Raw genomic sequence first — 26577 nt, forward strand, 5'->3', positions numbered from 1 at the left:
AAAAAATGTCAACAGCGGGACTGCTATTGTTATTACGGCGTGTCGCGGCGATGCGTTGCGCTGAAGCAGGGTGGAGGATTTGATGTACGGGGTGTTCGATCCGGTCCAACGCGATCACGTACCGGCCCAGGAACTGCACAATGGCGGCTGGATGCCGCATTCGGACGTTCCGGCGCGGGCCGACATGATCGTCGCCGCGCTACCGCCGCTGGCGCCGGCGCAAGACTTCGGACTCGAACCCATCCTCGCGGTGCATGATCCGGATTATATCGAGTTCCTGCGCACCGGCTACCAACGCTGGCAGGCGAGCGGCCGCCCGGGGCAGGCGATCGGCTATACCTGGCCGGTGGTGGCGCGGCAGCCGCGCAAGCTCGATCGTATCGATGCGCTGCTCGGCCGCTTCAGCTTCGATGCCGCCACGCCGCTCGGCCCCGGCACGTGGGAGGCGGTCTATGGCGGCGCGCAGACGGCATTGACGGCGTTGCAGGCTGTGCTCGACGGACGCGACCCGTACGCCTTTGCCCTGTGCCGGCCGCCCGGCCATCATGCCGGCGCCGACTATCTCGGCGGCTATTGCTATCTCAACAATGCCGCCATCGCGGCCGAAGCGGCAACCCGCGCGGGCCGTCGCGTGGCGGTGCTGGATGTCGATTATCATCATGGCAACGGTACCCAGGACATCTTCTGGCGACGCGGCGACGTCTTCTTCGCCTCGATCCACGCCGATCCGGCGACCGATTATCCCTTCTTCTGGGGCCATGCCGACGAGGTCGGCGAGGATGCGGGTGCGGGCGCCACGCTCAACCTGCCTTTGCCGCAAGGGACCGACCTGGCGGCCTATATGCCCGCGCTCGAAACCGCGCTCGCCCGCATCGGCGCTTTCGGCGCGGACCTGCTGATCGTGTCGTTCGGCGCGGATACGTTCGAGGGCGATCCGATCAGCCATTTCGCGATCAGGACCGAGGATTATCGCGCGATCGCCTCCCGGATCGCAGAGCTCGGCCTACCTGTGCTGATCGTCATGGAAGGCGGCTATGCCGTCGACGCACTCGGCGACAATGTCGCCAGCTTCCTGAGCGGGTTCGACGCAGCCGCCTAGCTGATCCCGCTACTTGCCGGCTGCGGCCGCCACCGGCGTGAACAGCAGGTCCTGATAGTCCCAGCTGAAGTCGACCAGCGGCGACACCGCCTTCATCGTCACGCGATCGATCTTGCCCGTCGGCCCGATCGCGAAGGTAACGAAAGCGGGCTCGATCGCGGGGTCGTCCCAGCGCGTACGGAAGCTGTCATATTGCCAATGTTCGAGCGTGCCGGTCATGCGCGGCGTCTGCTTGAAGTCGATACGCAATTTGCCCGCTTCTTCGCGGATCGAGATCGGCCCGTACCAGGGATCGGCATAGTTACCGGCATAGGTCGCCTGCGGCAGCGACGGACCAACCTTGGCCGGCTGCGCGCTCGGCTGGTTAAGCGCGGCAATCGCGCGCGCCTGTCGCTCGCGCTTGAACGCGCGCCACGCCGCCGGCCAATCCTGGGTCGGCTTGCCGAGATAATGATCGAGCAGCACATATTGCATGCCCTTGATCAGCTCGCCGTCTTCCGAATTGATCAGCATGGTGAAGCCGACATTCTTTTCCGGGATCAGCACCACCAGAGCCTGGAAGCCGAACACCGCGCCGCTGTGCGAGACGATCTTGGCGCCCTTATAATCCTGCACATCCCAGCCGAGCGCGTACGCATCGAAGTTCGGCGACGCATCCTTGAGCGGTCCGGGCAATTGCGAGATCGGCAGCGGCACGACCGGCTTCCACATCTCGGCCGAGGCGGCCTCGCTGAACAAGCGGCCATTGCCCTCCGGCAATTTGCCGTGGCCGAGCTGGATCAGCATCCAGCGCGCCATGTCGTTGGGGCTAACCGCCAGCCCCCCGGCCGGCGCGGCATTGCGGCCAAGCTCGTCGCGCTCGTTGAGTACCGATTGATCGCCGACGCCGCGGAACGGCCCGTTGAGCCGCGCATGCGGCCAGGCGCGGTTGGCGGTGGCGAAACGCGGCGCGCTGTCGCTCACCGAATTGGTCATGCCTGCGGGCTTGAGCACATGCTTGGCGACGAACGCCTCCCATGTCTCGCCGCTGATTTCCTCGATCAGCTGGCCGGCCGCCATGTAGAGGATATTGTCGTAGGCGTAGGCGCTGCGAAAGCTCGTCGCCGGCTTCATGAAGCGCAGCCGCTGTACGCTTTCGCGGCGGGTAAGGTTCGTGCGCGGCACCATCAGCAGGTCGCCCTGACCGAGGCCCAAGCCGCTGCGGTGGACGAGAAGGTCGCGCACCGTCATCTCGCGCGTCACCCACGGATCGTACATTGCGAACCAGGGCATATGGTCGATCACGCGATCGTCCCATTTCAGCTTGCCTTGATCGACCAGTACCGCCAGCGCCGCGACCGTGAATGCCTTCCCGGTCGAGCCGTTGGGGAAGATCGTGTCGGCGTCGACCCGCTCCGTGCTCCCCAGCCGCTTAACCCCGAATCCCTTTGCGAAGGTGATCTTGCCATCCTCGACGATCGAGATGCCGACCGCCGGAATGCCGATGTCGCGGCGCAATTGCTCGATCTGGTCGGCCAGTCCTGCGGGAGGCGCGGCGGCTGCGATCGACGGCATCGTCATCAGCAAAGCCGAAAGCGCGATGCGGCAGGCGAGTGAACGGCGGGGTGCGGTCATGGCAGCATTCCTCGAATGGGCTCCGGATCAATCGGCTTTGACGAGATGGTAGGTTTCGTAGGGATGCGAGGCCAAGGAGAAGCGCCAGTCCTTCGGCCCGCCATAGAATTTGAGCCGGTCATAGGGGCCGCCGGCGCGCGCGCCGGTGATCTGCTGATATTCCAGCGGCCCGATCTGCTCGTAGGCGGTCTTGATCCCTTCGGCGGTAACGAGAACCACGCGCGGGCTCGGCATCGTTACCTTGAGATCATGCTCGGGATTGGCTGGACGCGAATAATCGCGGCGATTGTCGCGATAGGCGCCGAGCGGCGGCGCCGGGGCGCTGCCGGTGTAAAGCGGCGCCGGCGTCTGCGGAAACAGACGGCCGATCAGCGCATCGCGCAACTCCGTCCGCGCGATCGAGCTGCCTTGCCCGCCGGTGAAGGAGACGAAGAAGCCGATGCCTTTTTCCGGCGCGAGGATAAGGTCGGAATGGAAGTCGCCGGTATTGCCGGCATGACCCACCAGCCGCGGCCCTGCCTCGCGATAGACCAGATAGCCATGGGCGATGCCCGGCAGGCCCGGGACGTTGGCCAGCGAATTTCGCTCGAGCAGCGCCACCGTCGCGGGGCGCAGGATGCGCTTGCCGTCGAGTGCGCCCCCGCTCAGCATCGCCAGCATGAAGCGGGCCATATCCGGCGCCGTCGCCGCTGCCGATCCGGCCGGCATGATCGAACTCACATATTCGTAGGACTTGGGTACCAGCTGTCCGTCGACCAGCCTGTGACCCGCCGCCATATGGGGCTCCAGGGCGGCCGGCAGCGGCTCGCGAAAAGTGGTCGAGTTCATGCCCAACGGCCTGAAGATGTGGCGCTCGACATAATCCGCGAAGGGCTCGCCCGAGACCCGTTCGACAATGTAACCGGCGAGCGCCGCGCCATAATTGGAATAGGCGATCTCCGTGCCGGCGGGCCATAAACGGGCGGGTACGTGCGTCTTCAGAAACTGTTGATAGGGCGTGAGCTTGTCCGGCGAAGCGACGATGATTCCGCTGACGTCACTCATGCCGGGGCTATGCGACATGAGGTCGCGGACGCGGATCGGAGCGCCCTGGAAGTCCGGAATCTTGAAGTCGATGTAGCGATTTACGTCCGCGTCGAGATCGATACGACCCTGCTCGATCTGTTGCGCCAGCGCCGTCCAGGTGAACAGTTTCGACACCGAACCGGGGCGGAACAGCGTATGCTGTGCATCGACCGGCGTGCGGGTCGCGATATTGGCGAGACCATAACCGTGCGTGAATAGCACCCGGCCGTTGGCGACCACCGTCACCACGGCTCCGGCGACCTCGCGGCTGGCGATCTGGCCCGCGACCAGTCCGTCGACGAAGTCGGCAAGCCCGGCGATGTTGCTGGCTGTTACGGCAACATGCCGCTGCGGTGCGGCGACGAGAGCGGCGGGTGCGGTGCATGCGAGCGCGGCGCAGGTGAGGGCACGTATCCAGGACATCAGGCTTCTCCGAAGGCGGGGCGCGCCGCGCTGCCGCGCACAAGACGAAAGATGCCGATCGTCAGGAGCGGCACGACGTAGACGGCTAGCAAAGTGTAAGCGAGGATCCGGTAGCCGCTGGCGATAAGCGCCACGAGACCGAACCGGTCGGCGATGAACATGCAGCCGATCAGCAAGGTTGCCGCCAGCGCGGCGCGCGCGCGTGGCGACAATTCACGCCCATGGCGATGATGCCAGACGGCCGAGACACGCTCGTTGATGGCATGGACCGCGCCGGTGCCGCTTTCGAGCAGGGCCGCGAAGATCATCGTCTGGAAGACGAGGTGGAAGATCGGCAGGTTCAGCCGCAGCAACATGAAGTCGGACGGCAAAGTCTCGGCGGCGATGTCGGGATAGAAAGCGACCATGCAGGTGAAGAACAGGATCGCCGGCAGCATCGCCAAAGGTCCGGCCACAAGCCCCGCGATGACGGCGTCGCGGCGGCTGGTCATATGCCGCATCACCGGCAGAATCACGACCGCGCCGACGACATTGTAGCTGGCATAAGTGAGGCCGCCGAGCGCCCAGCCATCCCACGGTGCGGGCGTAGCGAAACCCTCTGCCATCTGCCCGCCGAAACGCCCGAAAGCGAGCAGCATGAAGAGGATGTAAACTCCGTAAAGCAGGAAGGAGACATATTTGAACAGGCGCTCGACCGACGCATTTCCGAAGGTCGCAAACAGGACGATCGCCAGTGCCAGCGCGATCGTGCCGACGATCGGCGGCAGACCCAAAGTCGCCGCCGCGATCGCACCCGCCGCCGCGCCGAATACGGCCAGGATCAGGACGACGAACAGCACATAGGCGATCTCGAAGGCGATCCAGGCGGGCCCGAGCAGTTGCTTGAAGAAGCTGCGGTAATCGAATGCGCGTGTGGCGCGCGCCAGCGCAAAGGTGATCGCGCAGATGATGCTCCACAGCACCATCGCCAGCAGCATGCCGGCAAGCCCGCCACGGGGGCCGCTCGGCAGGAAGAATTCGGCGAGTTCGCGGCCGGTGGCATAGCCGCCGCCGATGACGACCGCCTTGAAGGCGAAGCCGGGGAGCAGGAAGCGCTGGAACCAGCTGGCTTGTTGCTCCCGGGCCTCGTTCATCATGCGTCGCCGAGGCAGTTGGCGACCAACCGGTCGAAGGCGGCGCCGCGCCGGATCGGATCGGCCACGGGCAGGCCCAATCGTTTGCTATCGTCCGCCATCACCTGCGCGGCCTCGTCGTCGCTGAGCGCGGCGGTGTTATAGGCGATGCCGCCGCAGCGTATGGCGGGATTGGTCCGCCGCCCGAGCATTGTCGTCAGCTCGATAATCTCCTCGACCGTGGGCACGCTATAGCCCGCCGTCCCGAGCACGACGCTCCGCCCCGGCTCGTGGCAGACCACGAATACGTCTGGCTGGCTGCCGTGGAGGAGCCCCAACGAAACGCCTGCATAAGCGGGGTGGAGCAACGATCCCTGACCCTCGATCACATCCCAATGATCCGGCGCGGCGTCGGGCGACAGCAATTCCGCCGCTCCCGCCTCGAAATCCGACACCACCGCGTCCATCGGTATGCCGCCGCCCGCGATCATGATCCCGGTCTGCCCCGTCGCGCGGAAATCGCTGTCGACGCCGCGCGCGGCGAAAGCGTCGGCAAGCGCCAACGCCGTATATTTCTTGCCGAGCGCGCAATCCGTGCCGACCGTCAGGAGCCGTTTGCCGCTGCGCTTGCGGCCGTTACCGACCGGAATGTCGGCGGGCGGCGTGCGCACGTCGATCAGACGCCGCCCATGCTTGCCCGCTGCCTCGGCAAGACCCGATACGGCCGTGAGGCGCACGTGCATGCCGGCGATGATGTCCAGCCCCGCCTCGATCGCTTCGATCAAGGCCGGGTGCCAGCTCGGCGGGATGTAACCGCCGCTATTGGCCACCGCGATCACCATTGCGCGGGCACCCTTGGCGGCCGCTTCCGCGGGCGTCAGCCGCGGCAGGCCAGTCGTCACCGCGTCGGGGCTTGACGAATATTCGCCGATACATTTATCGCCGGCCCAGTCGCGCAGGCCGAAGGCGGTCTTGGCGAAACCCGGTTCGGTAACGTCGCCAAGGAACAGCAAGTAGGGCGTGGGCAAGGCCAAAGCGCTGGCACCCGCCGCTGCGGAAAGGTCGCGGCCAACGCTATCGCGCGCGGCCGTTTGCGCGTCCGTCATCGCGTCCTACTCCGCAGGGAAAGGGCGTAGCTGCCGAGCGCAATGATCACTTCGTTACCCACGCTCGTCCCTCGCTTTGCCGTCTGTACTGCATATCAACGCGGCCATGTTTCCGTCTAGAGAATAAATTTCCAAATGGATATTTTAAGCTCGCTTGGGTGAGATTAACGCGCGTTATTGGCCAACCTGCCCGCCAATTTGGGAGGCGACCGCCTCCGCGCGTGCCATGACCCGCAGCACGTTTTCGCCTGCCAGCTTGGCGACATCCGCATCGCTCCAGCCCCGCCGCATCAGTTCGGCCAGGAGGGCGGGATAGGTCGAAACGTCGCCCAGTCCATCGGGCAAGTCGTTGCCGACCCCGTCGAAGTCGGACCCGATCCCCACATAATCGACACCGGCGACCTTCGCGATATGCTCGATATGATCGGCGACTTCGGACAGCGTCACGCGCGGACGCGGATGCGCAGCCTGCCATTCGGCAAACGCGGCCGCTGCCTTGTCGGGCTGGCCGATATAGAGGCCACCATAAGGGGGCGCGTTGAGGCGCGCCTTTTCCGCTGCCTGATCCGCCTCCCAGCGGCGGCGCGCGTCGGAGACATAGGACGGCGCGTAATTGACCATCACCAGCCCGCCATTGGCGGCGACCAGCTTGAGCACATCATCCGATACGTCGCGCGGATGATCGTCCAGCGCACGCGCGCTGGAATGGGAAAATATGACCGGCGCCCGGGAGACACGCAGCGCGTCGCGCATCGTCGCCTCGCTGACATGGCTCAAATCGACCAGCATGCCGAGACGATTGAGTTCCAGCACGACCTTTTCGCCGAACGGCGTCAGGCCGTCATGCTGCGGATTGTCGGTCGCCGAATCGGCCCACTCGATCGTCTTGGTATGCGTCAGCGTCAGATAGCCCGCGCCGAGATCGTGATAGGCTTCGAGAACGGCGAGGCTGTTGTCGATCTGCCCGCCGCCCTCGACGCCGATCAGCGAAGCGATGCGCCCCTGCTTGTGAATGCGGCGGACGTCGGCGGCGGTGCGGGCAAGCGCGAAGGTTTCGGGATAGCGCGCGGCGATTGCGCGCACGAGCTCGATCTGCTCGATGGTCTGCTTGACCTGTTCGAGACCGGGCAGATTGGCCGAGACCCAGACCGACCAGAATTGGCCGCCGACCATGCCGCGGCGCAGACGCGCGATATCGGTATTGTAGGGCACCGGACGCTTGTCGAGATCCGCGCGGAGATCCATCGTCCAGCGCGCGTCGGCCTCGCGCCCGCGCAGCGCTTCCGGCCAATCATTATGCCCGTCGATCAGCGGCGTGGCTTTCAGCACGCGTGCGACCCGCGCCGCATAATCCTGCGCCGAAGCCGCGGACGCACCCGCGAGCGCCGCCAGCGCACATCCAGCCAGTGCGATCATCCGTGGCGTCATCGTCGTCTCCTTTTCCGCGGTCTCAGCGGGCATAGTGATGGTGCGGCCGTGCTGCGTTCAAGCGGCAACCGCCATGGGCGAGCCCCACACTTCCGGGCCGACCCAGATGTCGCCATCGCGATAATCCACGCTGGGGCTCCGATCGTGCGCCAGGAAGGTGGGGCCATCGAGATCGACCAGGTCGCACAGCTGGCCCAGAATGAAACCCGGCGCCATCGCCAGGCTCGTGCCGACCATGTTGCCGACCATCACGCCCAGGCCAAGCTGTCGCGCCGCGGCGGCGATCATCAGGCCCTCGGTAAGCCCGCCACATTTGTCGAGCTTGATGTTGACGATGTCGAAGCGGCCGAGCGCCCGCTCGAGCTCGGCGAACGATAGAATGCTTTCGTCGGCCGCGATCGGCAGCGGCGAGACAAATCCGTCGAGATCGGCCTCGCGCCCCCGTGCGAGCGGCTGCTCGAGCAGCGACACTCCGCAGGTCTTCAGTGCGTCGGCAAGCGCAGGCAGCTCGTCGATGACGAAGCCCTGGTTGCCGTCCACCCCCAGCCAGACATCCGGCCGGGCTTCGCGGATCGCCCGCACGCGCGCAATGTCCAGCGCCAGCTCGCCGGTCAGCTTGGCCTTGATCGAACGTGCCGAGACATCCCGACGCGCGGCCTGTGCCATCGCTTCCGGCGTGTCCGCGCCCAGGGTGAAGGTGGTGCGTAACGGGCGCGGCGGGGGCAGGCCGGCGAGCTCCCACACGAAACAGCCGGCGCGGGCCGCTTCAAGCTCCCACAATGCGCAATCTACCGCGTTGCGCGCCCCGCCCGGCGGCAGGATATCGCGTAGCGCCGCGCGGTCTGGCCCGGCCTCGATTTCCGGGCGCGCCCGCTCGATGGCGGCACACATGGCGGGAACGTCGTCGCCCATATAATAGACGCCGGACGCCTCGCCGCGACCGCGATACATGCCGTCTCCCAGCGTGACGACCACCACGTCCGACGTCTCGAACACATAGCCCGAGATGCGGAAGGGCGCGGCGAACCGCAATGTCTCGGTGGCGACCTCGACCTTCAGCCTGGCCATCAGTAGCGCGTCGAAATGGTCATCAGGTGGAACCGGATGGCGAAATAGAGGATGAGCAAAGCCGCGAGGAACACCAGCAGGCTCCACAGCTTGCTCGTCCACTTGCGGCGGTCGCGGAACGCCAGCCACAGGTTCCAGCCCGCGATCGCGACCGTGCCGACGAAGATGATCGCGCCGGCGACCTGCAGCAGCAACAGGATTGTATCGAACGCGCCCGCCAGATTCTTCAGGTTGCTGAACATGGCGCTGACGACCACGACCCAGCTGATCAACAGCGCCAGTTCCAGTCCCGCCATGACGCGGACTGCGCGATAGGCTTTGAGCCCCTGCCGGGAGAGGCCGATCGGAGCGCGATAGCGCCGCCGCACATACCAGGTGACAGGCCAGTAGAAGAAGGTGAGCGCGAGGATCGCGAGGCTGAGGAATAATGCGGGCTTCAGCCACGCCGACGAAACACCGGCCGGCACGCGATCGAAGACGATGAAGGGCGATTCCCCATCCATGCTCCAGCGCACCACCTTGCCGTCGATCACCTTGGCCGCGAGCCGATCATGGCCGTTGCGCTCGCGCCAGACGAAGGGCGCGATCTCCACCCACTCGCGCGGGCTGCCGCCGATCCCCTTCAGGTCGGGGACGACCAGCTCGCCCTTGGGGCCGACGGTGACGGCGGTCTGGCCGAACAGGCCGGCAACCGACACGAAGCTCGTCTGCGAGCCGCGGCTGTTGGCCCACAGGCCGGACATCATCTGCGCATGCTTCTTCGCCGTTTGCGCGTCGACCAGCCCGTCCTTCACCGTGTTCGGGAAATAGCGATCGGCGAAATCCTGGAAGATCGCAGTACGCAAGGTTCCCGCCGCACCCGCGCGGCCAGGGCTGTTGAACGAGATGTAGAAGCCGACGCCATCATTGGTGAACAGATGCAGCGAAGTGTGGAATGCGGCGGTATCGCCGAGATGGCCGACGACCTCATGGCCGTTCACATTGGTTTCGAAGAAGCCGAGCTCCATTCGGTCGAGCGGCGGGATCAGCGAATAAGGATTGATCTTATCGAGCGGGCTGTTGTGCATCATCGCCGCGGTTTCCGGACGCAGGATGCGGTTGCCGTCGAGCGCGCCGCCCTCGAGATGGGCGAGCATGAACCTGGCCATGTCCACGCCCGTCGCGGAGAGCGATCCTGCCGGCGCCGGGCCGACCAGCTCGAACGCAGCAGGCGATCCGGGCTTGCGATAGCCCGTCGCCATCACAGGCCTCAACCGCGCGGGCAGCGGCTGGCGGAAGGTCGCATCCTTCATGCCCAGCGGCGCGAAGATGTGCCGCTCGACATAATCGTCGAACGGCTCGCCCGATACGCGCTCGACGATATGGCCCGCCAGCGCGGTTGCCCAATTGGAGTAAGCCGGGGTCGTGCCGGCGTCATAGATGCGGGCCGGCAGCGAATTCTTCAGGAACTCGCCGAGCGGGCGCAAATGGCCGGGATCGTAGAAGATGACGCTCTTGGCCGCTTCGTCGAAGCCGGCGGTGTGCGTCATGATCTGGCGCAACGTCACCGGCTTGCCGTTGCGCGGCGGAATCTTGAAATCGAGATAGCGGTTGACGTCGGTGTCGAGGTCGAGCTTGCCCTGCTCGACCTGCTGCATGACCGCGGTCCACGTGACCAGCTTCGATACGGAGCCCGGACGAAACAGCGTGCGATAAGGGTCGACCGGCGTGCGCTTGGCCGCATCCGCAAAGCCGAAACCCCTGGCGGTGAGAAGCTGCCCGTTCTGCACAATCGTGACGACCGCGCCCGGAATGTCGCTGCTGTGGAGCGCGTAGGGCAGATAGCCATCGAGCCAGGTGTCGACGTCCGCCTTCGTCAGGCTGTGCGGGCCGGCATCAAAGGCGGGAGCGCTTTCACCCGGTGTCGTCGAAGGCCGCGCGGCCTCGGTGGGTGCTAGCGTCGGCGCGAGCCTATCACTCTGGCCGATGGCAGCGCTTCCCATGATCAGCGCGAGCGCGCCCAGCGCCCAACCCTTGAAAGACCGCATTGCCCCTGCCCCTTGAATGGACGCGCGCCAGAACGGCATCTTTTGCCCAAAGGAGAATTATTATCCTAATCGGAGAATTGTCAACCGATAGTGTCGGCGCGCGGCTGATGCCGCGCTCAGGCGCGCGTCCTAAGGGGAATGGACCCAAAGCGCGCATTGCGCGCCTGCGCGTAACGATGCTACGCGATCCGAATTGGAAAACGGAATAGGCCGAACAAGGCATGGCGAAACGGCGCTCGACACTCGGAGCGGTAATCAGGGAACTGCGCAACAGCAATAACTGGACCCTGCGCGAGATGAGCGAGCGGACCGGCATTCCGGTATCCACGCTTTCCAAGGTCGAGCATAATCGCCTGACGCTCACTTACGACAAGCTGCAGGAATTGAGCGCGCGGCTGAATATCCGCATGTCCGACCTGTTCGCGGAGAGCGATGCGCCCCCGCCGGTCGCGTCGGTCACGGCGCGGCGGAGCCTTGGCACGCGCGATAACGCCTTTCGCGTCCAGACTGCGAACTACGATTATTATTATCTGTGCGCGGAGCTGCGCCGAAAGCGCATGATCCCGAATATCACCACCATCCGCGCGCGCTCGCTCGACGAGTTCGGGGAGCTGGTCCATCATGCCGGCGAAGAGTTCATCTACGTGCTGAAGGGCCAGATTGTCGTTCACACCGAATTCTACGATCCGGTCACGCTCGAGCCGGGGGAATCGATCTACATCGATTCCAACATGGGCCACGCCTACCTCGCCGGCCCGGATTGCGAAGAGGCCGTGACGCTGGCGGTGATGTCGAGCGCCGATGATGACCTGATGGATTCGCTGATCACCATGCACGGCGAGCGCTGACCGCCCGGTCAGCGCAGCTCGCTCATTTCCACGTCGTGCCGAGCAGGCGGCGGAAATTCCCGCCGAGCACCTTGGCGATATCGGCATCGGCATAGCCGCGCCGGACCAGCTCCTCGGCCAGATTGTACATCTTCAAGGGGCCGCTGAACGCCTCGATGTCGATCTTGTCCCGGAAGCTGTAGCTGCCCTTATAGCCCGCCTTGAGCATCTTATACTGGTCGGGCGCCATCTTGTCATAGCCATACAAATCCGCGTCCGTGCCGATGCCGACATGATCGATGCCGATCAGCTTCACGACATGATCGATATGATCGGCGACGTTGGCGATCGTCGTCGGCTCGGCGGCGCTCACGAAATTGCGCACGCCGGTAATGCCCATCACGCCGCCCTTGGCGCCCAGCGCCTTGATCGCTTCGTCGGTCTTGGTGCGGGGATGATTGTTCAACGCCCGGCAATTGCTGTGCGTGATCGCGATCGGCACGGGCGACAGCTCGATCGCGTCGAGCGTCGTCCGGTCTCCGCAATGCGACGTATCGACCAGCATGCCCACGGCGTTCATCGCCTGGACGATCTCGACGCCGAAGTCGCTTACACCCCCATCCACGCGGTCGGTACAGCCCGATCCGATCCGGTTCTGGTTGTTGTAGGTCAGCTGCGAGCAGCGCTGGCCGAGCTGATAAAAGACCGCGACGTCCTTGGCGGACCGGAAATGATCCGAATCCTGGAGGCCCATGATGACCGCGGCCTTTCGCTCCCGCTTGGCGCGGTCGATGTCGCCGGCATCGTTGACCAGCGTGAAGACGCGATCATTGTGGCCGACATAGGCGCTCCAGCCGGCGAGATATTTAAGAACCTGCGCATATGCATCGGGGCCGCCGATCCCGAACGAATTGTGAAAGCCGGTGATGCCGCTCGCACGAAAGTCGGCGATCTGCTGCTCTGACAATTCGTTGGCGATGGTTTCGGGCCGCAGGTCGAGCGACAAAGGTGCGAGCATATCGATCACGATCGAACTCTCGACCACGTCCATGACGCGTTTCGAATAGCGCTTGGGCGAAGCGGCGTGGGCGCGATACATCCCTGCATTGACCATCGGAAAGGCGATGGCCCCCGATGCCGCCACCACTCCACCGAGTAATGCCCGACGCGACAATTTGGACCTGTTCATAGCAGCCGCTCCCCATATTCCAGGACATCAGTCTAGGCGATTTATTGCGCCTGAAAAGAGAAGATTCTCTGATCAGGCTAAATAGCTCGAAGTCAGGGCTTCAGCTGCGCATCCAGGAAGCGGACCATCGCCGCATCGGCTCGCAGCCACGTATCGTACCGCAGGAAGCCATGCACTTCGTTGGGGAAGATCAGCTCCTCATAGGCTGTGCCTTGCGCGGCAAGTCGCCGGGCAAGATCGACGGTCTGCTCGAACCGGACGTTGCGATCATCGTCTCCCTGGATGAGCAGAACGGGTGAGCGCCAATTCTTGAGCGCCGCCTCGGGTGAGCTTTCGAAGGCGAGCTTCATCAGGGCCGCATAATCGCCCTGCTCATAGCGTGGCGGGGCGTTGCGCCCGATCGACCAATCGTGAACCCCGTGGAAGTCGACCCCGGCCTTGAACAGGTCGCTGTCGCGCGCGAGCGCCTGTGCGGTCAGGAGCCCGCCATAGGAGCCGCCCCAGATGCCGATACGGCCGCCGTCGACCTCCGGCAGCGCCTGCAGGAAATGCGCGCCCGCCACGACGTCCTGATATTCGGAATTGCCGATCGCGCCCGCTTTGGCGGGATGCTGGAAGGCGCGACCATAGCCGATGCCGAGCCGGTAATTGACCGACAGGACCGCATAGCCACGCGATGCCAGATATTGGTTCATGGCATAGCTGTGCGTGTAATAATCCATGTACGACCAGCCGAGCAGCATCTGGCGGGGTGGCCCGCCATGGACGAAGATCAATCCCGGATGCTTGCCGGCGCGCCGCTGCGGCAGGAACAATTGGCCATGGATCGTCAGCCCGTCCCGGGCCGTGAAGGTGACCGGCTTCGGAGCCACCAGAACGTTCGAGGGGAAGCTGGCGTCGGTTGTGGACAGGAAGTCAGGGCCTCGCCCCGCGGCGCTCGCCAGCGCAACACGCGGCGGGACTGCGGGCGTCGAGGCGACATAGGCCAGTTTGCCGCCGGCGAGTGGCGTGGGCAGCCATTCAAGGCCGGTTCCGCTGCTCAGTGCGAGCGGACCAGGCCGATCGACCGCCACGCGGAAAAGGTGGCGCCGGTCGATGTCTCCGGCGGCTCCGCCGGTATTGGCACTGTAGAGCAGCGCCGTCCGGTCGGGCGTCAGCGTGACATGCTCGACCATGAAAGGTCCGGGCGTGAGCAGCAATGGTTGGCCGCCGCCGGCCGGAATTGAATAGAGATGCGGCCACCCGTCCATTTCGGCGCGGAAGATGAGCCGGTCGCCCGCTCCCCACATCAGGAACAGGCCATCGGGAACGGCCGGATAGGAGCCCTCCGGCGTTGTGGGGCTCTGCCAGACCAGCCGGCCTGTGCCGTCATCGGGTGACGCTACCCACAGCGAGAAGGGGTTGGGCGTGGCGAGCAACGGCGAGGCGAGGGCGTCCGCTATTCCCAGCCGCCGGGCGAAGGCGACGTGCCTGCCGTCAGGCGACCAGACCGGCGAATCGTCGAACGCGGTCGCGGGTGCGAGCCAGCTGATCGGCCGGTCGGGGCCGCCATAGACGCCGATGAAGCTGTGGTCGCCGCGCCGCGAGACGAAAGCGAGTCTGACACCGTCGGGTGACCATGCCAGGCTGTCGATCTTGCCGCGATCGTAGAAGAGTTTTTCAGGCTTGCCCTTACCATCGGCGGCCACCGTCCACACCTGGTTGTCGCGCAGGAAGGCGATCCTGCCGCTGGCCGAGACTATTGGCTCCTCGCCCTCCCCGACCTTGACCGGCGCGCGACCGTCTACCGAGGCCCAGATTTCCATTTGTGGCTGCACAACAGCGGAAGCCGGATTGGCCGCAGGGAGGCCGTTCGCCCAGCCATTATGGTCCACCGCGCCGCGTACCCAGACCAGCGTGCGGCCGTCGGGTGAGAAAGCGAGCTCGGACAGATCCTGACCATCGTCGCTCTTGCCTGCGACGAGTTGGCGCGGGCGGTAATCGGGGCCTTGCGCCAGCCAGATGCTGCGCAATCCCTTGTGCAACTCCATCCACGCGACGCGATCCCCCGCCTCCGGTGCCGTGAGACTGCCGACGAACTTATAAGCGAGGAAGGACTCGAGGCCGGGAGGCGTGGCCGGGGCGGCGGCCAGGACCGGGAGCGCCATAGCGGCGAACCCCGCTAGCATCGATAAGCGCTTCAGCATTCCCCTGTCTCCTCCACAGCTTTGCCTCCACCCGCATCAGGCTTCCCGCTACGCTCGATTGGAGAGCTATTGTCCTATTCAGGACAGGTCAACGATCATGAGATAGCGCCAATGTAGCCACACTAGGACCGTAAAGCGGATAACCGCCGATATTCAGGCTGAGACGCGCCTCATCGGGACGACTTGTCTCATTCAGGATAATATGCATTATGACCTGCAGCACGGCCAACAGCCGGCAGAGCTTGCCCAGACCGCAGGGAGCGGTCGAAGCAATTAGGGGGTTATCATGCGCGGATTTTCGAACCTTTACGGCAGCCGCAAATTCAAGGGAGCCAGCGCCCTCGCGCTTATAATCGCGCTCGCCAATGCCAGCGGAGCGCTTGCCCAGACAACCGCGACCCAGGATTCCAGCCGCCAGGACGCAGCCGAGGGCACCGGGGATCAGAGCGAAGTCGTCGTGACGGGATCACGCATCGAACGCGCAGGATTCAATCAGCCGACGCCGACTACCGTGATCGGCGATACCGAACTCCGCCTAGGGGCCCGGCCCAACATTCAGCAGGTCCTGAACGATTCGCCGCAGTTTCGTCCAACCACTACGCCGCAGGTATCTGTGGGCAATACATCGAGCGGCACCGCGCCGGTCGATCTGCGCGGCCTGGGTTCGGATCGAACGCTCACGCTGATCAACGGCCGCCGTTTCGTTGGAGCCAACAACCTCAACTTCGTTCCGCTCGGCCTGGTCGACCGCGCCGAGGTGGTCACCGGCGGTGCGTCGGCGGCCTATGGTTCAGGCGCGGTTGCGGGCGTGGTGAATATCATCCTCAAGAAGAACCTTGAGGGCCTGGCGGTCGGCGCCTCAAGCGGCATTTCGTCGCGCGGGGACGGGGCTCGCTACGGGGCCGACGCCACGTACGGCACCAGCTTTGCCGATGGGGCCGGGCATTTCATGATCGGTGCCGAATATCTGGATGACAAAGGCATCTCAGATCGCAACTCGCGCAAGAATCTCGGTAGCGCCGCGCTGCTCGCGCTCGACCCCGCCTTCCCCAAGCGGCAGACGCGAGTACGGGATGTTAACACCAATCCATACGGCACCTATTATACGCCGGGCGGCCTCATCACGAGCGGCGTCCTCGCCGGCCAGACCTTCAATCAAGATGGCACTCTCCGGCCGTTCGATGCTCCCAACGCACGGGGTGTTGGCGGGTCCGACGCGCGCGGCTTGTACGACGATGTCGCGGTGGCGCTGCCGGTCCAGCGCATCAACGCTTATGCGCGTGCCAGTTATGACGTCGGCGGCGCGACCTTCTGGATCGACGGCACCTACGGACGCTCGCACGTAAACGACGGCAAGTTCCTGCCGGACTATCTGGCTTCGGCACCCATCACGATCTCGGCGGCGAACCCCTTTCTGTCGCAAGCAATCCGCAGCCGGCTCACGGCAGCGGGCCAGAGCGGGTTCACCTTCATGCGCGACTATAACGATATCTATAACCTGCAGTTCGACGCGCTTCGCACCACCTATGAGGGCGCGATTGGCGTCGACGGAAAGCTTGGGAGCGGCATCAAATATGCGGCGCATTACAGCCATGGCGAAGTCGTCGCGACTCAGCGGCTGAAGAACGCCACCTTCTTTCCGCAGTTCAATAACGCCATCAACGCTGTCAGGAACGCTTCGGGGAATATCGTCTGCGCGATCAATGCCGATGCCAGCACGACGAACGACGATGCGGCGTGCGCGCCGCTCAATCCGTTTGGCCCCAATAATGCCTCCGCGGCTGCCTTAGCTTATACCCGCGGGACCGAATATTCGCATACCGTCAGCAAGCTGGATTCCGCAGACGTCCATGTCCAGGCCGACCTGTTCTCGCTTTGGGCTGGGCCGATCACCGGCCTGCTCGGTGCGGAAGCACGTTGGGAAGAGGTCGTCGCGACCAACGGCGCGCTGGATAAGAAGGCCGCTTTCGGCGGCTTCTCGCTATATACCAGCCCCGTGTCGGGCGGGTTCAACGTCAAGGAAGGCTATGGCGAGCTCGCGGTCCCGGTGCTTGATGCTACGGCGGTGAAGCTCGATCTGAACGGGGCCGCACGCTATTCGGATTACAGCACCAGTGGCGGCATCTGGTCATGGAAATATGGCGGCACGGTACGCTTCTTCGGTGATCTGATGCTGCGAGCAACCCGCTCGCGCGACATCCGCTCGCCCAATGTCGGCGATCTGTTCGCGGTGCGCAGCCTCAGCATCGGCCCAGTGGTTGACCGGGATACCGCCAACCGGCCGCCGACCCCGCCATATAATTCCGCGCCAACCCTGGTGAGCACCTATCGCGGCGGCAACCCGGATCTGGTGCCGGAAATTGGCAAGACGCTGACCTTCGGCGGATCCTATTCCCCGTCCTTCATTCCCCGGCTGAGCGTGTCGGTCGATTATTACGATATCAAGATCAATGGTGCGATCGCCACGCTTAGCGGGTCGGACCTGTCCGCCGCCTGCGCCGCCGGCAATGCCGCGGCGTGCGATCGGGTGATACGCGATCCGGTTAGCCAGACGATCACCCAGGTGTTCGCCAACGCGCAGAATATCGCCAGCTTCAAGACCCGCGGCATCGATTTCGAGGCCTCGTATCTGGTGCCGCTGTCTCAACTGAGTAGCCATATCCCAGGGTCGCTGCGGATCCGGGCGCTGGCGACTCATGTCGACCGGGTCATCTTCTCGACCGGTGCAGCCACCCCCATCAACGTCGCGGGCGATGTCGGCGAAACCGTCACTAACGGCACGCCCAAATGGCGCGGTACGCTGAGCTTCAGCTATCAGACCGACCGGCTCGGACTGGACGCGCGCGTCCGCTACGTCGGCGGCGGCAAGTTCAACCAGTTGCTCGACGGGCGCATCCCGAGCCCCGGCGCACCGGCGAACGTCACGCTGCTCAATAACGATATCAGCGCGAGGACTTATGTGGACCTCGGTGCGCAGTTCAAGGTCAACGACCGCTTCACCTTCTTCGGCAATATCGCCAACCTGTTCGATCGCGATCCCCCGATCAGCACCGCCGGGCCGATCCATTACGACGCGATCGGTACCTATTTCACCTTCGGCGCCCGTGTGAAATTCTAGCGGCAGTTTGCTAGCCGGGCGGGGGCCCGGGCGAATGCGGAGTGCAGAAGGGTGGAGGCTCGCACAACCCTAGGTGCGGGCCTCCACCAATTGCTGTTGGTCGAATCCGCCTCATGAAGGCAGACCTTCCCATCTTCGGAAATGCCGCCAACGATTTGTCGCTGTAACGTGCCCGTCTGCCATGAAAGCAGTGGATGGTGACCCCTACGGGACTCGAACCCGTGTTTTCGCCGTGAGAGGGCGACGTCCTAGACCGCTAGACGAAGGGGCCGGTCTGCACGGAAGGCGCGCTCTTATGTGGGCGCGCCCTCACCGTCAAGCTCAGGCAGCTTCAGCCTCGGCCGCTTCTTCGGCTTCGCGCTGTTCGGCCTGCTGGCGCGCCCACATCTCGGCATAGAGCCCACCGCGCGCCACCAGCCCGGCATGGCTGCCGCGTTCGGCGATCCGGCCCTTGTCCATGACGATGATCTCGTCGGCGTGGACGATCGTGGAGAGGCGATGCGCGACGATGATCGTCGTGCGGCGCTGGGCGAGCAGGTTGAGCGTGTCCTGGATCGCGGCCTCGGTGCGGCTGTCGAGCGCGCTGGTCGCCTCGTCGAGGATCAGCAATTGCGGATCCTTGAGCAGGGTGCGCGCGATCGCGACGCGCTGCTTCTCGCCGCCGGATAGCTTCAATCCGCGTTCGCCGACCTTGGTGTCATAGCCATCGGGCAGTGAGGTGATGAAATCGTGGATCGCCGCGCCGCGCGCGGCGGCCTCGACCTCGGCCTGGCTCGCGCCGGCGCGGCCGTACGCGATGTTGTAACCGATCGTGTCGTTGAACAGCACCGTATCCTGGGGAACGATACCGATCGCGCGGCGCAGCGAGGCCTGGCTGACGCGGGCTATATCCTGTCCGTCGATCAGGATGCGGCCGGCGGTGACGTCGTAGAAGCGGAACAGCAGCCGCGCGAGCGTCGACTTGCCCGCGCCCGACGGGCCGACCACCGCCAACGTGCCGCCGGCGGGGACGGCGAAGTCGACGCCTGTCAGGATCCGGCGTTCGGGATCGTAGGAGAAGTCGACCTGTTCGAACCGCACCGATCCGCCCTGGGCGATCAGATCCGTCGCGTCCGCGACATCGGTCACCTCCTCGGGCGTATCGACCAGCTTGAACATCGCCTCCATGTCGATCAGCCCCTGGCGGATCTCGCGATAGACCATGCCCAGGAAGTCGAGCGGACGGAAAAGCTGGCTCAGCATGGTGTTGATGAACACCACGTCGCCGGTCGAGAATTTGCCCTTGCTCCAGCCCCAGACGCTGTACGCCATCGCGCCGGCCATCATCAGGTTGGTGATGAAGCCCTGGCCGATATTCATCCACGCGAGCGAGGTCTCGACCTTGGTGGTGGTGTCGACCAGCCGCTTGACGCTCTCGCCATAACGGTCCTGCTCGACGCGTTCGGCGCCGAAATATTTGACCGTCTCGTAATTGAGCAGCGAATCGACCGCCTTCTGCGTCGCCTCGCTGTCGGAGCGCGTCCATTCGCGACGCAGCGCGATCCGCCATTCCGTCATGCGGCGGGTGAAGGAGATGTAGATCACGACCATCAGGGCCACCGCGACCACCAGGCCGGGGCCGAATTTGGTGAAGAAGATGATGCAGACCGCCGCCAGCTCGAAGATCGTCGGCGCGATGTTGAACAGCAGGAAATAGAGCATCGTGTCGATGCTCTTGGTGCCGCGCTCGATCACCTTGGTGACGGCACCCGTGCGCCGTTCGAGATGGAAGCGCAGCGACAGGCGGTGCAGGTGGCCGAACACTTCCAGCGCGAGCTTGCGCGCCGCCTCCTGGCCGACGCGCTCGAAGATCGCGTTGCGCAGATTGTCGAACAATGTGCCGCCGAAGCGCGCGCCGGCATAGGCAACGACCAAAGCCATGGCGAGGCCGACCGCCTCGTGGCCCGGCGTCATCCGGTCGATCGCGCCCTTATAGGCGAACGGCATGAGCAAGGTGATGCACTTGGCGCCGATCACCAGCAGCATCGCCACCGCCACGCGCATCCGCAGCGCCGGCCGGTCTTTCGGCCAGAGATAGGGCAGGAAGCGGCGGAGCGCACCAAAGCCGTTCTCGGGATTGGGCGGGGCGTCGGCGGGGGTGGAAGGCGGCATCACCGGTCAAGATAGGGTGCAGCGCCCGATCCGCAAACTTTCGGTTACCCGCGGGGCGAACCAAGGCCTCACCGAATTGGAGCCTATCACGGTCCGTCGCCCCAGCGCAGGCTGGGGCCGATGTCTCGTCAGGCACAAGATGCCATCGAATACGGCAACAGACAGGGATGCCAGCCTTCGCTGGCATGACCAGGTCGGGGTGCGCGAGCCCGCGCGATGATTGACTTTGTTCCCTTATTGTTCTAGGCAATCTGCTGCTGTGCAGCCACCCGGCATGGGGCCGCCATCAAGTTCGTTTCTGGTGTTTTTGTTTTTTCGGCTGTTTGAAATCGTCGAAATCAATGCGCACGGATCGCCATCAGGCGGGCGAGCGTGGCGCGGAAGCGGCCGAGCTCCGCGCCGGCAAGCTGTGCCGCCTGAACGAACTTCACGCTCGCCGGATTCACCGCGACATTGTTCTTGAACACCTCGAAATGCAGGTGCGGCCCGGTCGAGAGCCCGGTCGAGCCGACATAGCCGATCAGCTGCCCGGCGCGGACGCGTTGGCCGGCCTTGGCGAGGATCCGGCTCATATGCGCATAGCCGGTGCCGAGATTGCCCGACGATTTGATCTGGACGTAATTGCCGTGGCCGCCATGGAACCCCGCGAAGCTGACGACGCCGTCCGTGGCGGCGACGATCGGCGAGCCCATCGGTGCGCCATAATCGATGCCCTTGTGCATGCGGCTGAAGCCCAGCACCGGGTGGAAGCGCAGGCCGAAGCTTGACGTCAGGTGGCCATGGACCGGCATCTTCATGGTGCCGCGCGTTTCGCCGACGCCGGCGGCATCGAAGAATTGTTCCTTGCCGCCCATCATCCACTTGAGCAGGCGCAGCTCTTTCTTGCCCTGTTGCAGGCCGGCGAACAGCAGGCTGCCCGTCTCGGTTTCGCCGGTGGCGGCGCGGCGATGTTCGACGATGATGTCGAACCGGTCATTGGCATGGATGCCGGCGGTCGAGACATGCTGGCCCATCGCGCGGAGATAGGCCTGGATCGCATTCGCCGGCGCGCCCGCGGCACGGGCGGCGGCGAGCAGGCCGGAGCCGACCCGGCCCGCGATCCGCAACGGCGTATTGTCGACCGCGATCGGGATGCGCTTGACGCGAAGCTGATCGCCTTCGCGATTGACCTCGAGCGCCAGTTCGAGCTTGGCGCGGAACGCCAGGTGATCGAGCGGGCGGGCCACCGACTTGTTGGGGCGACGACCCAAGACCAGATTCATCTTTGTGCCCGGCTTGATGGCGTCGAGATCGCCGGAGACCATGGCCGCGACCGACTTCGCCTCGTCTTCGCCGACGCCCGCACGTTGCAGCACGCGCGCGAAGCCGTCGCCGGTGCCGAGCGTGGCGCTGACCTGAACCTGCGGGCGCTCGGGCGTGTCGGCCAGCCGCTCGACCAGGTTGGTCGCGATCACATGGCGGCCCGTGTCTGCGCCGTAAGCCGATGGGGCGATCGCGCCGACGCGCATTTCCTGTTCCTGCCGCGCACCCAAGGGCGGCGCGACCGTCCCTGCCACCGGCTTGATGCTCGGCGCGAACGAAATGGCGAGCGCACAGAGGGTGGTGCAGGTGGCGAGGCCGCGCCACCATTCGCGGCTGCCGATGCGCGTGCCAAGGTCCACGACAAGGTCGAGGTCGGTCGCACGCTCGATGCCGCGGCGAAGCGCGTGGCGATCAGGCAGGCGGGTCGGCCGCGTCGGCGCGAGCGCTACGGCGCCCCCGCCCGCAAAACCATCGCTCTCCCGCAGGTACATGCCGTTCCCCGTCTTGAGCCCTGATAGGTCGGTCTAGCGCCGACAGGCGGGAAGGACTGTGGATAACCCGGGTTAAAGTCAAACCAATCCACGGGGTTAGAAGCTGAAGCTGCGACGAGGTGAGTCGTTTTTCCGGCGAAGCGAATCGATTGGCGGAACGAATTAAATCGCGGTGGTATGATCCACGTTCGCTTGCTTTTGCCGATGCTTGCGCCATCTTGCCGGGGACATGACGCGTATCGCCGCCCAGCCGCTGGTCGCGGTGCTCGGCCCGACCAACACCGGCAAGACCCATTTGGCGGTCGAGCGTATGTGCGGCCATTCGTCCGGACTGATCGGTTTCCCGCTGCGATTGCTGGCGCGCGAGGTTTACGACCGGGTCGTCGCGATCAAGGGCGCCGACTCGGTGGCGCTGGTCACGGGCGAGGAGAAGATCCTGCCCGACAAGGCGCGCTGGTTCCTGACCACCGCCGAAAGCATGCCGCTCGACAAGGAATTCGCGTTCGTCGGGCTGGACGAGGCGCAGTTGGGCGCCGACCCGGAGCGCGGCCACATCTTCACCGATCGCCTGCTGCGCGCGCGCGGCCGCGAGGAGACGATGGTTCTTGGGTCCGAAGCGTTGCGGCCGATGCTGCGGGCGCTGACCCCGGACGCGGAGATCATCACGCGGCCGCGCTTCTCCACGCTCACTTATGCCGGCCCCGCCAAGCTGTCGCGCCTGCCCAAAAGGTCGGTCGTCGTCGCCTTCTCGGCCGAGGAAGTCTATGCGGTCGCGGAGATGCTGCGCCGCCTGCGCGGTGGCGCGGCGGTGGTGATGGGCTCGCTCAGCCCGCGCACGCGCAACGCGCAGGTGGCGATGTTCCAGGCGGGCGAGGTCGATTATCTGGTCGCGACGGATGCCATCGGCATGGGCCTCAACATGGACGTGGCGCACGTCGCCTTTGCGTCGCTGCGCAAGTTCGATGGCCGCAAGAGCCGGCGGCTGACGGTGGCCGAGATGGCGCAGATCGCAGGCCGCGCCGGGCGCCACCAGCGTGACGGCACGTTCGGTACGCTCAGCCTCGAAGGCCCGTCGGCGCAGTTCGAGGATGAGGAGGTGCTGGCGATAGAGGAGCACCGCTTCCCGCCGATCGATCATCTTTACTGGCGCGAGGGCAAGCCGCGCCTCGGCTCGGTCGACACGCTGATCGCGGATCTCGAACGCAAGCCCTCCTCCCAGGTGCTGCGCGCCGCGCCGCAGGCGATCGATCTGGCCGTCCTCAAGCGGCTGGCGGACGAAGCATGGGTGCGGGAGCGTGCCGGCGATCCTGCCGCGGTTCGGCGGCTGTGGGATGCGTGCGGCCTGCCCGACTTCCGCAAGACCGGAGCCGAGCCGCATAGCCGCCTTGTCGGCCGCGTGTTCAGGCATTTGAGCGAGGGCGATCTGCATCTGCCAGTGCCGTGGTTCGCGGACGAGCTGGCGCGGCTCGATACGGTGCAGGGCGACGTCGAGACGCTGGCGGACCGGCTCGCGGCGGTGCGCACCTGGGCCTATATCGCGCACCGGCCGACCTGGCTCGCCGAGCCCGAACATTGGGCCGCGCGCACGCGCGTGCTCGAGGAGAAATTGTCGGATGCGCTTCACCAGCGCCTGACCCAGCGCTTCGTCGATCGCCGCACGTCGGTGCTGATGCGCGATCTCGGCGCCAAGGGGGCGGACCTCCTGCCGATGAAGGTCGATGCCGACGGCAGCGTCACGGTCGACGGCGAATCGATCGGTATCTTGATCGGCTTCCGCTTCAAGGCGGATCCACTGGCGCGCCATGGCGACATGAAGCGGCTGATGGCGGCGGCCGAGCGGCGGCTGGGCGAGGAGCTGGGCAAGCGGGCCCGCGCGCTGGCCGTCGATGAGGATTCCGGTTTCAGCCTCGCGACCGACCTCGGCCGGCCGGTCGCCCTGTTCTGGCAAGGCGACGTCGTCGCCCGGCTGACCAAAGGCAAGGATCTGCTCAATCCGCGGATCGAGCTGCACCGCGCGCTGGATGCGCTGACGCCGGCGGATCGGCAGGCGGTGGCAGGGCGGCTCCAGGTCTGGTTCGACGATCATGTCGCGCGCCATCTCGGCGCGCTGGTCGACATCATCGCCGCGGCGCGCGATCCGGCGCAGCCGGCTTCGGTCCGCGCGCTACTCGCGCCGCTGGGCCAGGCCGGCGGCGTGCTGGCGCGGCGCGCGCTGGACGAGGTTCTCGACGCGCTCGATCGCGACCAGCGCGGGCCGCTTACCAAATTGGGCGTTCGTATCGGCACGCTCGACATCTTCGTGCCTGCATTGATCAAGCCCGAGCCGGCACGCTGGCGGGTGGCGCTGGCTGCGGCGCAGGAGGGCGTCTCGATGCCCGGAACACCCCCGATCGGCGCCGTCTCCGCGTCTACGCCCGCCGATGCCGCAACCTGTCATGCCTTCGTGATGGCCGGCTTCCGGCCATTGGGCGCGCAGATGTTGCGGGTCGACCAGGTCGAGCGGCTGGCGCGCAACGCCCACGATGCGCGCTCTGGCCGGGCCGCTTTCGCCCCGGATGCGAGCCTGGCTACCTCGCTCGGGCTGATGCCGCCGAGCTTTACCCAATTGATGCTCGCGCTCGGCTTTCGCGCCGCCGAGCAGGGCTGGGTGTGGAAGGGCAAGCGGACCCCGGCGCGGCCCGACAAGCCCGCCAAGGCGCGGCCGGGCAATGCTTTCGGCGCGCTCGCGGGATTGCGGCTGTGAAGAGCGGCGCTTGCCGGCGTTCCGGTGGGAGCCTCGCTTGAGGCTCGACAAATTCCTGTTCTTCACGCGGCTGGTGAAGACGCGCAGCCTCGCCCAGCGGCTCGCCGAAGGCGGCCACCTACGGATCGACAGCCGTCCCACTGATCGCGCGCATGCGGAGGTGCGGCCGGGCATGGTCCTGAGCTTCCCGCTCAACGATCGCGTACGGGTGCTGCGAATCGAGGCAATTCCCGCGCGGCGGGGCCCTGCGCCGGAAGCGCAGGCATGTTATACGGACCTCTCGCCGCCCGCCGCCGGTTGACGCCACCGGGAGCGCACCATATTCGGCCCGCTTCGAGGAGCCTTCCATGACTTACGTCGTCACCGACGCCTGCATCCGCTGCAAATATATGGACTGCGTCGAAGTGTGCCCGGTCGACTGCTTCTACGAAGGCGACAATATGCTCGTCATCAATCCTAGCGAGTGCATCGACTGCGGCGTCTGCGAGCCCGAATGCCCGGCCGAAGCGATCCTGCCCGACACCGAAAACGGGCTGGAGAAGTGGCTCGAGCTCAACACGACCTTCTCCGCGCAATGGCCGAACATCACGCGCAAGCGCGAAGCGCCGGCCGATGCCGATGCGTGGAAGGGCGTTGCCGACAAGTTCGATACGCAATTCTCACCGGAGCCCGGGCAAGGCGATTGACGGCCGGGCAGCCGGATTGTCGCCGCTTCGGTTGAGTGTTCACGGGTAACCGTTACCAAAATGCCGCGCTTTTACAGAAAGCTGGCATTACGGTTGTAATTCTGTTACATGCTTCGGCAAGAAGTGAGCGCCGCGCGGGCGTTCTCACATGGATCATGTTTCCCGAACCGCCCATCGCTGCCGTCGGGCCGCTCGTTAGCGGACTTGTCGGAGCCTCGCGGTCCGCTTGAGCAGGAAGGTCTCTAAATGGCTGCAAAGGCGCTGAGCTTCGTCGTCGGCGATTATGTCGTATATCCCAAGCATGGTGTCGGCCGCGTGGTCGAACTCCAGAGCCAGGAAATCGCGGGTACGAAACTCGAGCTTTACGTGCTCCGTTTCGAGAAGGAGCGCATGACGCTGCGGGTCCCGACCAACAAGGCGGAAAGCGTCGGCATGCGCAAGCTGTCGTCCAACGCCCAGATGTCGGACGCGCTGACCACGCTCAAGGGCAAGCCCAAGGTCAAGCGCACCATGTGGTCGCGCCGCGCCCAGGAATATGAAGCCAAGATCAATTCGGGCGACCTGGTGTCGATCGCCGAAGTGGTCCGCGATCTGTTCCGCGCCGAGGATCAGCCCGAGCAGAGCTATTCCGAACGGCAGATCTTCGAGGCCGCCTGCAGCCGTCTCGCCCGCGAGCTGGCGGCGATGGAATCGGTCGACGAGCCGACCGCGCAGGTGAAGATCCTGGATATCCTCCGCGCCGCGGCGGCGATCCACAACAAGGTTGCTGCCCCGGCGACGTAAGCCTGCCACGGCGTGAACGAAAACGGGGCGGCGTTCCGAAAGGAGCGCCGCCCTTTTCGTTTCCGATCAGCTCGTCTTTGCGAGGAGCGTAGCGGCGGAGCAATCCAGTCCCGATCACGCCCCATGTGGGCCTGGATTGCTTCGCCAGGCTTTCGCCCG

The 26577-nt window shown here is 65.2% G+C and carries 18 protein-coding genes and 1 tRNA gene; 7 read left to right on the forward strand and 12 right to left on the reverse strand.

What is annotated here, in order from left to right; all coding sequences use genetic code 11:
• The first annotated feature begins 82 nt into the window (after positions 1-82).
• Positions 83-1099, forward strand: coding sequence for a histone deacetylase family protein (locus tag DX905_RS09335; protein ID WP_116091106.1), 1017 nt, complete (start codon positions 83-85; stop codon positions 1097-1099).
• 9 nt (positions 1100-1108) lie between these two features.
• On the opposite strand, the gene DX905_RS09340 is transcribed toward DX905_RS09335, so the two are convergent.
• From DX905_RS09340 to DX905_RS09370, 7 genes are all read right to left on the reverse strand, one after another.
• Positions 1109-2713, reverse strand: a complete 1605-nt coding sequence (locus DX905_RS09340; protein WP_116091107.1) for a serine hydrolase — start codon at positions 2711-2713, stop codon at positions 1109-1111.
• A 27-nt stretch (positions 2714-2740) separates the two neighbouring features.
• Positions 2741-4201: a serine hydrolase domain-containing protein gene (locus DX905_RS09345; protein ID WP_116091108.1), complete on the reverse strand. Its 1461-nt coding sequence runs from the start codon at positions 4199-4201 to the stop codon at positions 2741-2743.
• The gene (locus DX905_RS09350; RefSeq protein WP_116092453.1) at positions 4201-5334 is read right to left on the reverse strand and encodes a YkvI family membrane protein; all 1134 of its coding nucleotides are present in this window, start codon (positions 5332-5334) and stop codon (positions 4201-4203) included. Before DX905_RS09350 ends, DX905_RS09345 begins: the two co-directional genes overlap by 1 nt.
• The gene (locus tag DX905_RS09355; protein WP_116091109.1) at positions 5334-6419 is read right to left on the reverse strand and encodes an N-acetyltransferase DgcN family protein; all 1086 of its coding nucleotides are present in this window, start codon (positions 6417-6419) and stop codon (positions 5334-5336) included. Before DX905_RS09355 ends, DX905_RS09350 begins: the two co-directional genes overlap by 1 nt.
• A gap of 174 nt (positions 6420-6593) precedes the next feature.
• On the reverse strand, positions 6594-7847 hold the full coding sequence (locus tag DX905_RS09360) for a dipeptidase (protein ID WP_116092454.1): 1254 nt from the start codon (positions 7845-7847) through the stop codon (positions 6594-6596).
• A gap of 57 nt (positions 7848-7904) precedes the next feature.
• Entirely contained in the window at positions 7905-8915 is a 1011-nt protein-coding gene (locus DX905_RS09365; RefSeq protein ID WP_116091110.1) for a dipeptide epimerase, read from the reverse strand.
• Positions 8915-10942 carry a serine hydrolase domain-containing protein gene (locus tag DX905_RS09370; RefSeq protein WP_116091111.1) on the reverse strand — a complete coding sequence of 676 codons (2028 nt, stop codon included), beginning with the start codon at positions 10940-10942 and terminating at the stop codon, positions 8915-8917. Before DX905_RS09370 ends, DX905_RS09365 begins: the two co-directional genes overlap by 1 nt.
• 221 nt (positions 10943-11163) lie before the next feature.
• Here DX905_RS09370 and DX905_RS09375 point away from each other — a divergent pair, with 221 nt between their 5' ends.
• Entirely contained in the window at positions 11164-11790 is a 627-nt protein-coding gene (locus tag DX905_RS09375; protein ID WP_116091112.1) for a helix-turn-helix domain-containing protein, read from the forward strand.
• 22 nt (positions 11791-11812) lie between these two features.
• Here DX905_RS09375 and DX905_RS09380 read toward each other — a convergent pair whose 3' ends face one another.
• Complete coding sequence (locus DX905_RS09380) at positions 11813-12958, reverse strand: dipeptidase (protein ID WP_116091113.1); 1146 nt, start codon at positions 12956-12958, stop codon at positions 11813-11815.
• Between the two features lie 92 nt (positions 12959-13050).
• A complete protein-coding gene (locus tag DX905_RS09385; protein WP_116091114.1) occupies positions 13051-15144 on the reverse strand; it encodes a S9 family peptidase in 2094 nt (697 codons plus the stop codon).
• Positions 15145-15430: 286 nt separating this feature from the next.
• On the opposite strand from DX905_RS09385, the gene DX905_RS09390 reads away from it, so the two are divergent.
• A complete protein-coding gene (locus tag DX905_RS09390; RefSeq protein ID WP_116091115.1) occupies positions 15431-18262 on the forward strand; it encodes a TonB-dependent receptor plug domain-containing protein in 2832 nt (943 codons plus the stop codon).
• A 195-nt stretch (positions 18263-18457) separates the two neighbouring features.
• Here the strand turns inward: DX905_RS09390 and DX905_RS09395 are convergent.
• The 3 genes from DX905_RS09395 to DX905_RS09405 form a co-directional block, all read right to left on the reverse strand.
• Positions 18458-18533: transfer RNA gene (locus DX905_RS09395), tRNA-Glu, on the reverse strand.
• Between the two features lie 50 nt (positions 18534-18583).
• Positions 18584-20413: an ABCB family ABC transporter ATP-binding protein/permease gene (locus DX905_RS09400; RefSeq protein WP_116091116.1), complete on the reverse strand. Its 1830-nt coding sequence runs from the start codon at positions 20411-20413 to the stop codon at positions 18584-18586.
• 338 nt (positions 20414-20751) lie between these two features.
• Entirely contained in the window at positions 20752-22206 is a 1455-nt protein-coding gene (locus tag DX905_RS09405) for a M23 family metallopeptidase (protein ID WP_116091117.1), read from the reverse strand.
• 229 nt (positions 22207-22435) lie between these two features.
• Between DX905_RS09405 and DX905_RS09410 the strand changes: the two genes are divergently transcribed.
• From DX905_RS09410 to DX905_RS09425, 4 genes are all read left to right on the forward strand, one after another.
• The gene (locus DX905_RS09410) at positions 22436-24949 is read left to right on the forward strand and encodes a helicase-related protein (RefSeq protein WP_116091118.1); all 2514 of its coding nucleotides are present in this window, start codon (positions 22436-22438) and stop codon (positions 24947-24949) included.
• A gap of 37 nt (positions 24950-24986) precedes the next feature.
• Positions 24987-25250 (forward strand): RNA-binding S4 domain-containing protein, encoded by a 264-nt coding sequence (locus DX905_RS09415; RefSeq protein WP_116091119.1) that lies wholly within the window; start codon positions 24987-24989, stop codon positions 25248-25250.
• Positions 25251-25296: 46 nt separating this feature from the next.
• Positions 25297-25635 (forward strand): ferredoxin FdxA, encoded by a 339-nt coding sequence (gene fdxA / locus DX905_RS09420; protein WP_116091120.1) that lies wholly within the window; start codon positions 25297-25299, stop codon positions 25633-25635.
• Between the two features lie 246 nt (positions 25636-25881).
• The gene (locus DX905_RS09425; protein ID WP_116091121.1) at positions 25882-26418 is read left to right on the forward strand and encodes a CarD family transcriptional regulator; all 537 of its coding nucleotides are present in this window, start codon (positions 25882-25884) and stop codon (positions 26416-26418) included.
• The last annotated feature ends 159 nt before the right edge of the window (positions 26419-26577 follow it).

This window comes from Sphingomonas crusticola (genome assembly GCF_003391115.1).
GTDB lineage: Bacteria > Pseudomonadota > Alphaproteobacteria > Sphingomonadales > Sphingomonadaceae > Sphingomonas_I > Sphingomonas_I crusticola.